Source organism: Massilibacteroides sp. (assembly GCF_028705895.1).
Classification (GTDB): domain Bacteria; phylum Bacteroidota; class Bacteroidia; order Bacteroidales; family Tannerellaceae; genus Massilibacteroides.
This window is the reverse complement of the sequence record NZ_JAQWCQ010000004.1, coordinates 75,811-92,911: the sequence shown is the minus strand read 5'-3', so window position 1 is coordinate 92,911 and position 17,101 is coordinate 75,811. Positions and strand designations below refer to the sequence as shown.

The following is a 17,101-nucleotide window of genomic DNA, read 5'->3' as shown; positions in this document are numbered from 1 at the left end:
CTTTTTTACATCGTCAAAGTTGGAAAGAAGTTTTAATCTTTTTTTCTTTTCTAATGTTATCATTCGGCTTTTGGATTTTACAGAGCATGAATGAAGAATATGAAATAGAAATAACAATTCCGGTCAGATACAAAGATATTCCGGCGGATGTAGCCTTTACGCAAACTCCGCCAAAGGAGATTATTGTGTTTGTAAAAGACAAAGGGAATGTGTTACTAAACTATTCCATAGGAAGGATTATTGCTCCTATTGAGGTTGAATATAAAAAAGCACGTAATAAAAACGGAGTATTAGTTGTTAGCCAGGAAGAGATTGAAAGCCATATACAAAAACAACTATTCAACACAACTCAACTTCACAGATTTTCTCCCACCTCTATTGAAATCCAGACAAGCAAAAGAAAACAGAAGAAAGTCCCCATTAAATTTAACGGTTCCGTTCTTCCAAATGACGGATACGGAATTTCCGGAGAAATAACCATTGCTCCTACCATGATAGACATCTTCTCGACTCAAAACATTCTTGACTCCATTTCTGAAATAAAAACGGAATATTTAGAGGTGAAAAATGTAAAGAAGTCCATTTCAAAAAGTATAGCGTTAGAGACTATTCCGGGCGTTACCTTCGGACAGGCCTATGTATCCATAGCGATTCCGATTGAAGAGTTTACGGAAAAAACGCTCGAAATACCGGTCGTCTGCGTTGGCATCCCGCAAAATTACAGTGTAAGGATATTTCCACCGACAGTTAAGGTTAATTGCAATATACCCCTTAGCAAATACAAAAACCTGAACGAGGACAATTTTACTATCCGCATAAAATATACCGACTTGGAGCAATACGTGTCCGGATCAATCCCAATCCGGTTAGAGCAACAACCGGACTGGATACAGAATTACAGTCTCGTTCCCAGTAAAGTTGAATTTATCATTGAACAAGCGATTACATCAAAATGATCAGGATAGGTATCACCGGCGGCATAGGAAGTGGAAAATCGGTTGTATCAGAGATACTCTCGTTATCCGGCGTTCCGGTATTTATTGCAGATACAGAAGCTAAATTATTGATAAATACGTCTCAGAATATACGAAAAGCCCTTTGTGAGTTATTCGGGAACGACCTTTACACAGACCAGGGATTAGATAAAAAAAGGTTGGCTTCTATCATTTTCAATGATCCTAAAAGATTGCAAACAGTAAATAACATCGTTCACCCGGAAGTGGGAAGAGCTTTCATAAAATGGGTACAAGAACAGAAAGGTGATCTCTGTGCAATTGAATCTGCAATATTATTCGAATCAGGATTTGATTCATTAGTGGATAAAACGGTAACCGTCTATGCTCCTGAAGCCATACGTATCAAACGAGCATGCAGCAGGGATTATACAACAGAAGATAACATCAGACAACGAATAAAACATCAACTACCTGAAGAAATAAAAAAAGAACGTTCGGATTTTGTCATCTATAATGACGATCAGAAAGCCCTCATTCCTCAGATCTATGCCCTACTTACCTCTTTACATTCTTAAGACATCACAAATCAGTTGACTTTTAATAGAGAAACGTTTTTTATACTATAAGATGTTTCTTATTCCCACTCCTTATCGTACATTTGTAACTTTAAAGTTTAACGCTAAGAAGAAAAGGAAAGTATTATGTTGAAGACTATTTTGTCTGTTTCGGGGAAACCCGGATTATATCAATTGGTTTCCCACGGGAAAAACATGTTGATTATCGAATCTTTAGTAGATAAAAAAAGAATACCGGCGTACGCTAAGGACAAAGTAATATCATTAGGTGATATTGCTATTTATACCAATAGTGAAGAGGTGCCATTGCATGAAGTTCTTACGACCTTAAGAGACAAGAAAAACGGAGAAAAAGTAGATACAAAACAACTAAGCTCCTATCCTGACGAACTACGTAAGTTTTTTGAAGAAATCCTTCCCGATTTTGATCGTGACCGCGTTTACCCAAGTGATATAAAGAAACTTATCGGTTGGTATAATATATTAATCGGAGCGGGAATTACGGATTTTTCGCCTAAACCGGAAGAAACAAAAGAAGAGTCAACAGAAGAAAAGACAACCGACTCTGAAAAAGAATAAATCAAATTATAACGATTTAAAAAAGGTCTAAAATTCCGGCATTGGAAATTTAGACCTTTTTTATTTTCTGAATGTATGCTATTTATCTACTCAGAACTGAGGATTTTTAACGACTTCATCAGTCAGAGCAAAAGCAATCACATCTGCAATGTCTTTTACATAATGGAAAGATAAACCTTTCAGATAATCCGATTTGATCTCATCTACATCCTTTCGGTTTTCCTCACAGAGAATGAGATCTTTAATTCCGGCACGTTTAGCAGCAAGTATCTTCTCCTTGATTCCGCCTACAGGCAACACCTTGCCTCTTAATGTAATTTCTCCGGTCATAGCCAGATTCGGTTTTACCTTCCGTTGTGTGAAGGCCGAAACAAGCGAAGTAACCATTGTAACACCGGCACTTGGTCCGTCTTTGGGAATTGCTCCTTCGGGCACGTGAATATGTACGTTCCAGTTTTCAAACATTTCTCCTTTAATACCAAACAGATTTGCGTGCGAACGAATATATTCAAGTGCCAGCATAGCCGACTCTTTCATAACATCACCTAAATTGCCGGTCAAGGTGAGCTTTTCACCTTTTCCTTTACTCAGGCTTGATTCGACAAAAAGGATCTCCCCTCCTACAGCCGTCCACGCCAAGCCTGTAACAACACCGGCATATTCATTACCCTGATATTTATCACGCGTATATTCAACTGCACCAAGAAATTCCTTCACCAGATCAGCCGTAACCTGTACTTGAGAATCGTCACCCATAGCAAATCGTTTAGCAATCTTACGCACCACTTTTGCTATCTTTTTATCCAATTCACGCACTCCACTCTCGCGCGTATAAGATTCGACAATCAGTTGTAGGGATTTCTTCGGAAAAGAGACCTTTCCTTTAGGAATACCATGCGATTCCAATTGTTTCGGCACCAGATGACGGGCTGCAATTTCCACTTTTTCTTCCAATATATAGCCACTTACCTCAATCAACTCCATACGATCCAACAGCGGTTGAGAAATCGTATTCAGATTATTTGCCGTGGCAATAAACATAACCCGGCTCAAATCATAGTCAATATCCAAGTAGTTATCATGAAAAGTTGTATTTTGTTCGGGATCAAGCACCTCAAGCAAAGCAGAAGATGGATCACCTTTAAAATCACTCGTAATTTTATCTACTTCATCCAATACAAAAACAGGATTGGAAGTACCGGCCTTCTGTATATTTTGAATAATACGTCCGGACATAGCGCCGATATACGTACGACGGTGCCCTCTTATTTCTGCTTCATCGTGTAAACCGCCTAAGGATACACGCACGTATTTCCTGTTCAGCGCCTCTGCTATCGACTTTCCGAGTGAGGTCTTTCCTACTCCCGGAGGACCGTAAAGGCAAATAATAGGCGACTTCATATCTCCTTTCAATTTCAGAACGGCGAGATGCTCGATAATACGTTCTTTCACCTTTTCAAGTCCATAATGATCCCGGTTCAGCACCTTCTCTGCACGCTTCAAGTTGAAATTATCCTTGCTATATTCACCCCAAGGTAAATTTACAATCATCTGCACATATTGTGTTTGTATCGAAAAGTCGGGCGATTGCGGGTGCAACCGTTCCAATTTACGGATTTCCTTCTCAAAAATCTCTGCGACCTCTTTTGACCATTTCTTTTTTGCAGCCTTATCTCTCAGCTCTTTAATCTCAAGTTCATTGATGTTTCCACCCAGTTCTTCTTGTATGGTCTTTATTTGTTGCTGAAGAAAATACTCTTTCTGTTGCTGATTAATGTCTTCATGCGTTTTCATCTGAATAGACGCCTTAAGTTCAATCAACTGATACTCCCTATTCAAGATAAACAGCAAACGATAAGCCCGTTCTTTGAGATTATCAATCAACAAGAGTTGTTGTTTTTCTGAAGCTCCACTTGGAATATTACTGGCTGAAAAATTAATCAGGTATTGTAGATTCTTATTATTCTTTATTGAGAAGATCAAGTCACGCGGCGGATTTGGAAGCGCACTTAACATTTTCGTTGTTAAATCCTTAATCGTAGATGTCAGCGCTTCAAACTCGCGATCATTCTTCCCGGGAAGTTTATCATCCAACAGGGTAATCTGACCTTTCAGAAAAGGTTCCGTTTCTGTTATCTCGTCTAATTTAAACCGTTTTTTCCCTTGTATAATAACCGTAGTCGCTCCATCCGGCATTTCCAGCACGCGAACGATCTCACCAATCACACCTACCGAATATAAATCCTCAATCTGGGGATCATCTATCTCCATATCTTTCTGACAGACAACGCCTATCAAGAATTTCTTTTGTGCGGCTTCTTTGATTAATTTCATGGACTTCGGTCTTCCCACAACTACAGGTATAGCAACACCCGGGAAAAGCACCATATTACGAAGCGGCAAGACAGGCACTGTTTTGCCAACCGTGTCCATACCCTCCATAAAATCTTCGTCCACATCACAATCTGTTAGTATTGGCATAACAACACCAATATTATCTTCTAAATCGTCGTACACTTCTTCTGTAAATAGTTTCGTTCTCTTTTTCATCATATTGGATATCCATTGTACCAACGAAGTACAATAAATGTGCCAAAGGTACACCTTTTAGATCAGAATCTATTATTTTTGCCTTTTCTAATCTACATATTCGTTATGGCTGCTTCATTTTTCCAGTTTAAAAAATTCATCGTTCACCATGATAAATGTGCAATGAAAGTCGGCACGGATGGTGTTCTTCTCGGAGCCTGGACTTCGGCTGAAAGAAGTCAACGGGTTTTAGACATAGGCACAGGAAGCGGTCTGATTGCTTTAATGTTAGCCCAACGCTCTGAGGCTCTGATTCATGCAATAGACATTGACCATCAGGCCTGGATACAAGCTAAAGAAAATATCTCCGAGTCCATATTCAGCGAACGTATTCATGTGTTTCAGTCTTCATTAAATGAATACGCAGCACAAACGACGGAACGGTATGACTTAATTGTTTCTAATCCACCTTATTTCAAGAATTCGTTACGATCGCCTGTTCAGGAGAGGAATCTTGCACGCCATAATGACAGCCTTACATTGAAATCTCTGATAGAGGATAGTTTAAAGATACTGGCTCCTCAAGGAAGCTTATCCTTAATATTACCCTATGATCAGGAACAGGATTTAGACACTCTAGCGGTTTCGTTTCATTTATATTTTTCACGGAAAACCTACGTCAGACCCATTCCTGAAACTGCCTGTAAAAGAATATTAGTCACACTGACAACAAACAAGACCACTTGTCAATCCGACGAATTAATAATCGAAGAGTCCCGACATAACTATACACAAGAATATATAGCTCTTACAAAAGATTTTTATTTAAAAATGTAGGTAGCTTTCTTTCAAAAAAACGAGTAAAATCATCAAAAAGATTTTTCATTTCTGCCGTAAGAGAAACGACTTCCGGTGTTATCACCTTCAAGGCTTTGGGTATTACGGCAATATCGATTCTGTTTTCTGCCATTACAGGATCACCATCCAGATGCATTAATCCCGGCTTCTGACGTATGATAGAAACATTCTTAGCCTTCAGCATCTTAATCTTACTGTTGCGATCAATCTGCTTCGTGAAGAGCTGTATGGCTAATGGTGCGATATCCAGCGGAGTAAAAGGAGAAAGGATCGTTATATCCATTTCTCCATCTTGTATATTGGCGTGGGGAGCAATAAAGGCATTATTTCCGTATTGGGAAGCATTACCGCAAGCTACAAGAAATGCTTTTTCTTTTATTGTCTGATCGTCAACCAGCAATTCATAGGGTTCGGGTTTGTAATTCAGATATTCCTCTATGGTGTTTTTGATATAAGTCAGCGAACCACGATGTTTTTCCTGAGCAAAAGATTCACTTACTTTGGCATCAAATCCAACGCCACAGGTACAAAAGAAAATCCGTTCGTTTGCACGACATGCGTCAATTACACTTACGTGACCTTTCGATAATAAATCGATCGAACGCCTTACATCCATCGGTATATGTAATTCTCTTGCCAGCCCGTTTCCCGAACCTTTGGGTATTATCCCCAATACCGCATCGGAATGAATCATCGTTCTGGCGATTTCATTCACAGTGCCATCACCTCCAACTGCAATTATACAAGTATATCCTTCGTCTAAGGCTTTCTGGGTAAGCTCACTTGCATGTCCAGCATATTCAGTAAAGGCTATAGAGAAAAAAAAGCCTTTTTCAGTACACATTTTTTCCAACAATTGCGGTATTTTCCGTTTCGATCCTACCCCCGAAATTGGATTGATTATCGCCTGAACTTTTATTTCACTACTATGCATACCCATATTCCCTTTTTTTGAACGACAAAAGTAATGCTTTTATCAAATTAAAAAAACGCATTGAGTTTGAAAACAAGATTTCATTACATTATTATAAAAAACAGAGGCTTTTGGAAATAATATCCTTTCAGAGGCTGTTTTGAATTTTACGAATCTTTTTTATATTGTTTGTAAGAGCCTGTTTTAATTTTTATAGGATATTTCTTGAGGGCTTGTTTCGGTCTGAGCTATTGGTTTAAAAAAAAAAAATCAAAATGTTGGCAAATCACCTGTTTTTGTGTCGGATTGACACCGATCGCAAATAAGGCTTTTTGGGCTGACTTCTCTAACAAAATAACGAAGTGTGCGCCTGAAGAGCAGAATTCGGGAGATGTTGTTTAAATTGCATTATCCGGCATGTCCGTTTTTTCAAGATTTGTAAAAAGAAAAAAAATCAAAATTACGCTACTCTTTTTTGAAGATAAAGGATATATTTCGAAAGATAACCTTTATATCTCGGAAAATAATCTTTATATTTTGGAATACAACCTTTGTTTTTTTGGCAAAAAAACGGTCTTTTTTGTCATTATGGAATATTTATTGGTTTGAAACTATATAAACGAAAGAAAAATGAGGTTAAGTGCTTTTGAAGTGCGTAAGCAAAATGGTTAAAATAGTTTCTTTTTGTCTTGTCTTCATGTGTTTCGCCAAATACCCCAAGCTCTTCAAATTAACAGAATTCCCTAATTAAATTAAACAGATAATGATTACAACACGGAATAAAGCACAAATAAATCTCTAAAAAAATTGTTTCTTTGTAGTTAGAAACCCTAAGCAAGGATGCAGGACTGAAACATAACAAATAATAAAATACGATACGAATGATAAATGTAAGAAAACTCATTTTCTGTTTGACAATAGCAGGTAGTTTAACCAATACGCTTAGCGCTCAGGTAACCAATGTAGAACGCGTAAATCCGATTATCGGGACAAATGGAATGGGGCATACTTTTCCCGGGGCCTGTGTTCCTTTTGGTTTAGTACAATTAAGTCCGGATACGGATACGATCCCTCATAATGTAGATGGAAAATATCAAGCTCGCGTTTATGAGTATTGTGCCGGTTATCAACACAAAGACAGTACGATTGTAGGGTTCAGTCATACGCATTTCAGTGGAACAGGGCATTCCGATCTGGGTGATATATTGATTATGCCGACCACCGGAGAGTTACGCCTCAACCCGGGAACAATGACTGATCCGGATCATGGTTATCGTTCGCGCTTTTCGCATGATACAGAGATCTCCCGTCCGGGTTATTATGAAGTGATGCTTGCCGATTATGGAGTTAAAGCTCAACTTACCGCAACCAAACGTGCAGGGGTGCATAAATATACTTATCCCAAAGAGACAAACCAACGGATACTTCTTGATCTGATTCATGGCATTTACAATTATGACGGCAAAGTGCTTTGGGCAAGTATCCGTGTTGAAAACGACACGTTGTTAACGGGTTATCGTATAACCAATGGATGGGCAAGAACGAATTATACCTATTTCGCTGTTTCCTTCTCCAAACCAATAAAAAATTATGGATTTGAAGAAAAAGGAGAAGTGAAATATAGCGGATTCTACCGGAAATTCGACCAGAAGCATAATTTCCCTGAAATCGGTGGCAGAAGAATAGTGGCTTATTTTGATTTTGATCCGAACGCATCTGCTGATCTTGAAATAAAAGTTGCTCTTTCCGGGGTAAGTAGCGCAGGCGCTGTGATGAATCTCCAGGCTGAAACGGCAGGTAAATCTTTTGATGAGTTAGCTGTTGCGGCCAATAAGGATTGGAGTGATGCTTTAGCTCTGATCGATGCAAAGGGAACGGATGATCAATTAGCTATGCTCTATACTTCGCTATACCATACGATGATCAATCCGAGTATCTATACTGACGTGGACGGTCAATACAGAGGAGTAGATCAGAATATTCATCAGGCAAAAGACTTCACTAATTATACGGTATTTTCCGTTTGGGATACCTATCGTTCTTTGCATCCGCTATTCAATATCATCAATCGTCAGGTCAATACAGATATTGTAAACTCAATGATGAAACATGGAGAACAAAGTGTACATAAAGCACTTCCGGTATGGAGCCATATGGCAAATGAGAACTGGTGTATGATTGGCTACCATTCGGTATCCGTATTAGCTGATGCGATTGCCAAAGGGCTACCGATCAACAAGAAAGAGGCATTGAAAGCGATGGTTAACAGTTCTACGATTCCTTATTATGAAGGGACAGGAGAATATATGAAACTTGGTTATGTTCCTATTGAAAGAAGCGGAAGTTCAGCTTCTCTGACGCTCGAATATGCTTATGACGACTGGACTATTTACAAAACGGCTCAATCAGCCGGTAATACTGAAACGGCTGCTACCTACAAGAAGAGAGCGAATTCTTTCAAGAATATTTTTGACACGAAACTGGGAATTGCCCGTCCACGTTATACTAACGGGGAGTGGAAAGAAAACTTCGATGTGATGAGTACGCATGGACAGGGCTTTATTGAGGGTAATGCGTTGAATTATTCGTTATACGTTCCCCACGATGTCAATTCGCTGATTGAACTGACAGGAGGAGATAAAGTTTTCGTGAACCGCTTGGATTCTTTGTTCGATATGCATTTGCCTGATGAGTTTTTCGCCCATACGGAAGATGTAACCAAGGAAGGTCTTTTAGGAGGTTATGTACATGGTAACGAGCCAAGTCATCATGTGGCTTTCCTTTATGCCTGGACTTCGGCTCCATGGAAAACACAATACTGGCAACGCGAAATCATGAACCGTATGTATAAGAACAACATTGATGGATTGTGTGGAAATGATGACTGTGGGCAGATGTCGGCGTGGTATATCCTTTCTGCCATGGGATTCTATCCCGTTTGTCCGGGAACAAACCAATACGTATTAGGAGCTCCTTACCTACCCTACATGAAAGTTCAATTGGAAAACGGCAACTCGCTAACGATCAAAGCCGACAAAGTCAGCGATAAAAACCGCTATGTCAAAGCGGTTAAACTAAACGGCAAGCCTTATACCAAAGGTTATATTACCCAAGAAGACATAATGAACGGAGGCATATTGGAATTTACCATGTCTTCCAAGCCCAATAAACAACGGGTATTTAAAGGAACAGATCGTCCTTACTCGTTAAGCGAAGAATAATTTGGACGATTCCTCCAAGAGAGGACAAACAGATAAAAAGCCACGTTATCCCGGACTTGTTCCGAAATAACGTGGCTTTTTAGCACAATTTCTCTTTCTTCTGATAAAACTATTTTGCTGAATAAGATTTCTTTGTTACAACTTTACCATCCAGATCCAGCACCTCTAAATTCAGTTGATTGCCCTCTGTTTTTACAGAAACAACACTGTTGTTAGAATTAACCAATACCGGGAATTTAATTAATGAACTGGGTTCTTCATACACATTACGGTGAAGATGTCCGCACAGCATTAAGTCAACCCCGATTTCGTTCAGGATAGGGACGAATTTATCCAAAACGTCTTTTTGTCCGTGCCATATTCCCGGTTCTTTAGAGGGCGGCATATGCGCAATTACCACCTTAAATCGGGCTTGTTGGAAATCTTTATTATCACGAAGAGTCTTCATCCATTCCATCTGTTCGGTACGATAACCGTCGTAGTCGGTAATACCACTGTATTCGATATCCGAATCAGGTTTGTCTTCTCCTGTATCTAACATGATAAAACAAACAGGTCCTTGCTTGAATACATAATACAAGAATGGTTCTTTAGGAGAAAAATAGTTCTGAAACGAAGTGGCAAATTCCCCACGGGTTTCATGGTTGCCGCGCGCATAATACATCGGTTGCTCGGAAGCAAACAAGTCTATGCTTTCTTTCATAAACCCATTAAAGATCGTTTCCCGGTCTTTAAACTCCGAAACCATGTCTCCATTGAAGATTATCAGATCTTTTTTCTTATAATCCGCAGCGTTCAAAAGTTTAGTGATAATATTTTCACGTCCATGAATATCATTGATCATAAGAAAAGACATATCCGGTTTATCGGGATCACAGGTCGTAAAAGTCAACGGTTTCTTCTTATAAACATCAGATGCAGCTACACGTCCGTATATTACGGAAATACCTTCGTGCGACAACACCTCCTGAGAATAGATACGATAACGGTAGGTCGTAGCCGGTTTTAGTCCCTTTATCTTTACGGAGTGAAGCAAAGACGTATTCTTAACGCCATTGGTCGTATCGAAAAACTTCGGCCTCTCTTCACCATAGAAATGTGTCCCGTCATCAGGGGCTAATTCTACCCATCCGACAGATGGTTTATCAGCTTCCCAGACAATCGTAGCCTCTGCGTCTTTCACATTTTGCAGATAAGGACCGTACAGAATCTTTATCTGCGCAGTTGCCACTTGAGCGGCAACTGCAAGAAATAATAATAAAACAATCTTCTTCATCAAACTATAGGATTAATTATAACCAGCATTTTGCACCAATTGAGGGTTAGCATCCATTTCGGCCTGTGGAATCGGTAAGTGGAATTGTTTCTTATCAAAATAGCGAACTTCCACCAAGCGGTCTTCACGGGCAGCATTCAAATTAATGATAGCACGACGGTCAGGATCCGGCTCTTCATAGTCCACAGTTCCACAGAGACGAAGAAGGTCTCCCGGCATAACCGATTCTGCCACCTTTCTGCCGGTTTTGGCTCCGTTTGCGTCATATTCGTCCCAACGAACAATATCTTCATAACGGAAACCTTCACCGGCCAACTCAATTGTACGTTCTTTCCTTACCAACTCGCGTACTTTGGCTTGTGTCGTATATTTTGTACGGTCAAGAGCAACATGTCCGCCACGCAAGCGTAATTGGTCAATGATATCCAGAGCTTCAGACAAACTCTGATTCAACTCCACCAAACACTCTGCCTTGGTAAGTAATACTTCAGCATAACGGAAAATGATAGGACACAAAGCATCATCATTCATAGATGTAGAATACTGCGATTGATTAGGATACAAATATTTTGCCCACAACATCCCCGTATGGGAAGCATTATTAGCCGCAATATAGTAATCATTATTCAAAGATCCGTTAGGAAGTGACTTGTCAAGAGTGTTAAAAATTCGAGGAACATTATTACGGCCTATCCAATCCTGACCGGAGTAAATCACTGTATTTTTCAAGCGTGGATCACGATTATAAAATGGATGAACAGGATCATAACCGGAATCACTTTCATCAATCGTTTTTCCATTACTCATCTCGAACATATCAACCAGATTTTGTGTAGGGACAAAACTTGCCCATCCACCATCTGCATTATTGTAAAAACGAATTACATCGGAATATTTGAATGTAGTTTTTAAATGTTGATAGGAATAAATAACTTCCTTTGAATCTTGTCCTGTCATTGAAAACATCTTAAGGAAATCACTATCCAACGAATATTGCCCTAAGGCAATTATCTTATTTGCTGCATCCAACGCTTCCGCATAATTTCCCCACAGAAGATTGAAACGAGCAATCATAGACAATACGGTTCCTCTTCCAATACGTCCTTTTTCTGCTGGCTTTTCAGAAATATTTTCTGCACACCAATACAATTCAGTCATGGCATATTCTTTCACCTTTGCTTCCGGTTCTCTTGGAAGTTTTGCTTCTTCTGCCGACTGAGGAAGAAAGTCCACAATCACCGCATCACCGTACCATGTTGCTAAATAAGCATGGTGATAAGCACGAATTGTACGTACTTGTGCTAAAAATTCCTTTTTCTCTGTTTCAGAAAGTTCCGAAACAGGAATTTTATCTATATTTTCAATTACAAAATTACAACGGCGAATATTTTCGTATTGGTAATAATTGGGAGTAGAGAATGGAGATATGGCTCCATTTCCCGCCATCTTATATTGTGATGCATTTGTATAGTTAAATCCGATATCGGACATACAATCTTCATAAAAGATAAATTTTGAGCCCAACAAGTTATTTACCCACCATTCGTAGGCCGCAGTTACAGCTGCATCCGCGTCACTTTTCGTCTTCCAAAAAGTAGAAGGCGTTAATTGATCTTTAGGATAGACATCAAAGAAATCATCACAGGAACTCAGAACTCCTGTTCCGGCCAGGCATAAGGCCAGGCCTATTATTTTTGTTAGTTTCATATCTGGTTACAATTAGAACGTTACATTAATACCGAAAGAATGACTTTTACTGATTGGATAAACATTCAGGTTACCCGAAGCTGATTCAGGATCAACATTGAATGGCAGATCATCAATTGTAAAGAGATTTTCACCCGTATAATAGACTTTAGCATTAGCGATACCTAATTTACCAAGAATCGATTTAGGCAAAGTGTAGCTGAAATTAATATTCTTTATACGCAAGTAATTAGTATTCATACACCAGAAAGTTGTTCTGGCTTTATTGGGCGCACTAACAGATCTATCATCTAAAAAAACACGCGGCCAGTCCGTATTTTTATTTTCGGGTGTCCAGGCATTCAACCAATTTGAACTCGGGTGGGATGTTTCTCCTTCAAACAAACCACTAACGGTATAATCGAAGTAACGGTTTGTTCCTGTTATCCCTTGCATAAAGACTGACACATCAAAGTTTTTCCAACCTCCAGCCAGAGTTAGACCGTATGTGCCTTTCGGCTGTTGCGAACCTCTTACTACGCGATCATCCTCCGTCAGCTTTTTATCGCCATCCACATCTTTTATTTTAAGGTCACCGCCTTTGAACGGCAAAGACCATGGATTGCCATATTCTGACTCATAAGCAGCAGCTTCATCATCACTTTGGAACAAGCCATCAGCAACATATACATAGAATGATTGGTAAGGCTCACCAACACGGTTAATCATATAACCATCAATCGTTTCATCAACACCTCCCAAATCCAATAATTTATTTTTATTGTAAGCGAAATTAGCATGAATACCCATTCTCCAATCTTTATTAAACGGGTGATTCCAACTAAAGCTCATTTCAATACCACTATTACGTAATGCCCCGACATTATCTTGATAAGCACTTGTAGTTCCAAACGTTTTAGGAACAGGAACATTCATAATAATCCCTGTTGTCTTACGATCATAATATTCAGCGGTGAAAGTAAACTCATCCAAAAAGCTGGCATCAAAACCGACTCCCCAGTTTGTGGCTTTCTCCCATGAAATACTTGAAATTTTGTGGGCTGTCTGAGTAATTCCTTGATGCAATACGTCATTGAACGGGAAGTTTTTTCCAATATACAGAGTCGTCAAAGATGGATAATAATCAGACAAAGCCTCCTGATTTCCTAATTGCCCCCAAGAAGCTCTTATCTTTAATGATTGCAACCAGTCTTTCGATTTTTCCATAAAACCTTCTTCAGAAATACGCCATCCCGCAGAGAATGCAGGAAAATATCCCCAACGATATCCTTTGGCAAAACGAGAAGAAGCATCAGCACGGAAATCCGCTTCAAACAAATACTTTCCTTGATAGTCATAATTTATACGACCAAAATAAGACATCATTGCTAATTCCCTTGAATAACCACTATTTGTCTGTGTGGAAGCATCGCCGGCATTCAGGTCAGTTAACGAACTATTCGGAAAACTTTTCCTGAACGCTTTAAGTTCCCGGCTGTTATATTTTTCAATCTTATAACCTGTCATAACCTTAAAGTTATGATCCTGATTGAAAGTTTTACTATAGTTCATCAACGCATCAAGCGTATAACGACTCCATCGTGCTATTGTTTCTGTTAATTGATCAGGCCCATGATAGTTTACATCATCATACCAGCATTCTTTACGGAAATCCTTTGTTTCTTTAATATCTGTCACGTATGCACCTTGAAGTGTAAAGGTCAAATCTTTAAGAATATTATAATCAAAGGCCAACGCTCCTGAAAAGTTCTGTTGTGTATAGTTTATTCTACTATCAATATCAATCCATGCAGCCGGGTTTCCGTCAGAGATAGATCCATATGTACCATCTTCTTTTTTATACGGAATCCAGGGAGCAATACGATCTGCCTGCCATATAAATCCTGAATATCCCCCACCATAAGAAGCATTAGGATCAGAGTAATTGTTATGAATAAAGGCCATATTGGTACGCATATTAAATTTCTCAGACAGTTTGATATCCAGATTCGTACGCATATTAAATTGTTGTCTATCTGAATTTTTCAAGGTTCCTTCCTGTCCTAAAAATCCGGTTGAAGCCATATATTTCACATCTTCCGAACCTCCACTCACATTCAGGTTATGTTTATGCATAAATCCTGTTCTGTAAATATAATCTGTCCAAACCGTATTCGGGTGACCATAGGGATCTGTACCATCCTTAAATAATTGAATATCTTCTTCTGTAAAACGAGGTGCTGATCCATCCTGCGTCAACGCATAGTTATATAAGCGTGCATGATCGTAAGAATTCAGACGGTCAATCAATGTTGCCACGTTCGACAGACTCACATTGCCACTATATGAAACAGTAGGCTTACCTATCTTTCCACGTTTTGTCGTTATAAGAATTACTCCGTTGGCCGCTTTCGAACCATAAATTGCAGCAGAAGCCGCATCCTTCAATATAGACATAGATTCTATATCATTCGGGTCAATCTGATTAATTGTTCCTGTTTCGATACCGTCAACAAGGATATACGGATCAGCCGTATTTAATGTCCCTACCCCACGTATGCGAATGGTAGAACCATCCTGACCAGGACGACCTGTTCCGGAAGTGACGGTAACCCCGGGAGTCAGGCCTTGAATAGCAGAAGAAACGTTCGTCACAGGACGGTCAAGCAAATCATCTTTGGCTATAGTACCAACTGCACCAGTTAAGTTAACTTTAGTCTGCGTTCCGTATCCAACGATTACGATTTCGCTCAAAGCCTGCGTATCCTCTACAAGTTTAATTATCAGAGACAATTGACTCCCAACTTTTACTTCCTGCGTATTATAGCCGATATAAGAAACCTGAATTATAGCATCCGCGTCAACTTCTATAGAGAAATTTCCATCAAAATCCGTCACAAGACCATTGGTTGTCCCTTTTTCAATTACATTGGCCCCAATAATAGGTTCGCCTAAAGCATCAGTAACAATACCTGTAATTGTTTTCTTTTGTTGCGCTACGATTGGAAGTACATTCCCGGAGGGTTTCTTTCGTTTTGACAAAACAATATACGTTCCCTCCTGATAATAAGTCAGGCCTAATCGGGATGAGAGATTATCCAAAACCTCAAGGATTGGTTTACCGACCATATCTACTGAGATTTTTTCGTTTACATTAACATCAGCATCATAAATGAATAGGAACTCTGTTTGTTCTTCAATAGTATTCAAATAGTTTTTCACTGACAAGTTATTACCTCGCAGGGTAATATTCTGGGACATTGTGTTTTCGGCATGTAAACAGAAAATGCCGACAAATAATAAAAGATAGGTTATCTTCATAATCCTGAATAATTGTTTACGTCGTGATTTCGGTACACAGCAAAATCGCGACAAAGAGATTTTATTCATAACTTTGTACATATAAGGTTAATACATTTTTTTAAGAGTGTTAATCATCAGGCGGTGAATGGTCGAGATTCATCGCCTTTTTTAGTTTTGTGATTAAGGCATATTCTATGTCATAGGCATGTTCTTTTAAATTTAAGGTTAGACATTTATTCTATATAGATAATCGTATTATCCTCATTTCTTTCAAAGGAGAAATCCCTGTTTCTACGTAAAACATGTAAGATAAAATCAACGCCATCAGCTACACGACATTTCCCACTACATACATAATCTTTGAGTGCTTTATTCTGTACAATAATACGTATGTCATATATTTTTTCGAATCGTTTCATCAACTCTGTGAACTGAATATTTTCAAAACAAATCAACCCTTCTTTCCATCTGAAACTATCAAAGTCACGAATAGAGTCAACGAAAAAGCGGCCATTTTTCAATTCTACTTTTTGCATAGGAGAAAGTAAAACTATCGGTTCGTCATTTAATTTATTGGTTAATTCGATCGCTCCTTCAAGGAGTGCGACAGCAAAGTCACAATTAATTTCATCTACCTGCACATTAAATTTAGTGCCTAAAACTTTAATATCACATTTATTTGTTTCTACTATAAAAGGATGTTCTTCATTTTTGGCTACATCAAAATAAGCTTCTCCTTTTAAAGAAACAATACGTTTCTCTCCTCTGAAAGATGACGGGTATATCATCTCACTACAAGCATTCAACCAGATATTCGTACCATCAGACAATGTCAAATTAACCCGCTGACCGGGAGGGACAGTTATCTTATTATCTGTAATCTCGGCTTCTATAAGTTTTTCGTTTATATTATCATATATATAAAGAAGAGAAACAAATAAAACGGAGATAGCAGCAGCAATCATCAAAGACTTATATAAAATATAAGGTAGATTAGTCCGATTGGATTTCTTAACTGGATAAAGATGTTCTTGTTTTCGAAACAACAGGAGATCAAAATATTTTCTCTCTCTTATTATTTCTTTTTTATTCTCATCGGAGCCATCTGCCCAATCACAAACGGCAGCTTCCTCTTCAAAAGAAGCTGTCCCAGAGAAAAAACGATATAAGATTTTTCTATCCATATACAATATAAGCACCTCAGA

General features: G+C 38.8%; 11 protein-coding genes. 5 read left to right on the top strand and 6 right to left on the bottom strand.

What is annotated here, in order from left to right; all coding sequences use genetic code 11:
- The first annotated feature begins 86 nt into the window (after positions 1–86).
- The 3 genes from PHT93_RS01970 to PHT93_RS01960 all read left to right on the top strand — a co-directional run bounded on the left by PHT93_RS01970 (position 87) and on the right by PHT93_RS01960 (position 2,110).
- On the top strand, positions 87–956 hold the full coding sequence (locus tag PHT93_RS01970; RefSeq protein WP_300238836.1) for a CdaR family protein: 870 nt from the start codon (positions 87–89) through the stop codon (positions 954–956).
- Positions 953–1,531, top strand: a complete 579-nt coding sequence (coaE, locus tag PHT93_RS01965; RefSeq protein ID WP_300238833.1) for a dephospho-CoA kinase — start codon at positions 953–955, stop codon at positions 1,529–1,531. The genes PHT93_RS01970 and coaE overlap by 4 nt, the downstream gene beginning before the upstream one ends.
- 126 nt (positions 1,532–1,657) lie before the next feature.
- A complete protein-coding gene (locus PHT93_RS01960; RefSeq protein WP_300238831.1) occupies positions 1,658–2,110 on the top strand; it encodes a DUF5606 domain-containing protein in 453 nt (150 codons plus the stop codon).
- A gap of 90 nt (positions 2,111–2,200) precedes the next feature.
- Here PHT93_RS01960 and lon read toward each other — a convergent pair whose 3' ends face one another.
- On the bottom strand, positions 2,201–4,660 hold the full coding sequence (gene lon, locus PHT93_RS01955) for an endopeptidase La (RefSeq protein ID WP_300238867.1): 2,460 nt from the start codon (positions 4,658–4,660) through the stop codon (positions 2,201–2,203).
- Between the two features lie 105 nt (positions 4,661–4,765).
- Between lon and PHT93_RS01950 the strand changes: the two genes are divergently transcribed.
- Positions 4,766–5,476, top strand: a complete 711-nt coding sequence (locus tag PHT93_RS01950; RefSeq protein ID WP_300238829.1) for a methyltransferase — start codon at positions 4,766–4,768, stop codon at positions 5,474–5,476.
- Here PHT93_RS01950 and PHT93_RS01945 read toward each other — a convergent pair.
- Positions 5,448–6,431 carry a diacylglycerol kinase family protein gene (locus PHT93_RS01945; RefSeq protein WP_300238864.1) on the bottom strand — a complete coding sequence of 328 codons (984 nt, stop codon included), beginning with the start codon at positions 6,429–6,431 and terminating at the stop codon, positions 5,448–5,450. The genes PHT93_RS01950 and PHT93_RS01945 overlap by 29 nt on opposite strands.
- Before the next feature lie 860 nt (positions 6,432–7,291).
- Here PHT93_RS01945 and PHT93_RS01940 point away from each other — a divergent pair.
- Positions 7,292–9,631 (top strand): GH92 family glycosyl hydrolase, encoded by a 2,340-nt coding sequence (locus PHT93_RS01940; protein WP_300238826.1) that lies wholly within the window; start codon positions 7,292–7,294, stop codon positions 9,629–9,631.
- 109 nt (positions 9,632–9,740) lie between these two features.
- Here PHT93_RS01940 and PHT93_RS01935 read toward each other — a convergent pair whose 3' ends face one another.
- The 4 genes from PHT93_RS01935 to PHT93_RS01920 form a co-directional block, all read right to left on the bottom strand.
- The gene (locus PHT93_RS01935) at positions 9,741–10,907 is read right to left on the bottom strand and encodes an FN3 domain-containing metallophosphoesterase family protein (protein WP_300238824.1); all 1,167 of its coding nucleotides are present in this window, start codon (positions 10,905–10,907) and stop codon (positions 9,741–9,743) included.
- A 12-nt stretch (positions 10,908–10,919) separates the two neighbouring features.
- Positions 10,920–12,614: a RagB/SusD family nutrient uptake outer membrane protein gene (locus PHT93_RS01930; protein ID WP_300238819.1), complete on the bottom strand. Its 1,695-nt coding sequence runs from the start codon at positions 12,612–12,614 to the stop codon at positions 10,920–10,922.
- Between the two features lie 12 nt (positions 12,615–12,626).
- The gene (locus PHT93_RS01925; RefSeq protein WP_300238816.1) at positions 12,627–15,914 is read right to left on the bottom strand and encodes a TonB-dependent receptor; all 3,288 of its coding nucleotides are present in this window, start codon (positions 15,912–15,914) and stop codon (positions 12,627–12,629) included.
- Positions 15,915–16,129: 215 nt separating this feature from the next.
- A complete protein-coding gene (locus PHT93_RS01920; RefSeq protein WP_300238814.1) occupies positions 16,130–17,080 on the bottom strand; it encodes a FecR family protein in 951 nt (316 codons plus the stop codon).
- Positions 17,081–17,101: the final 21 nt, after the last annotated feature.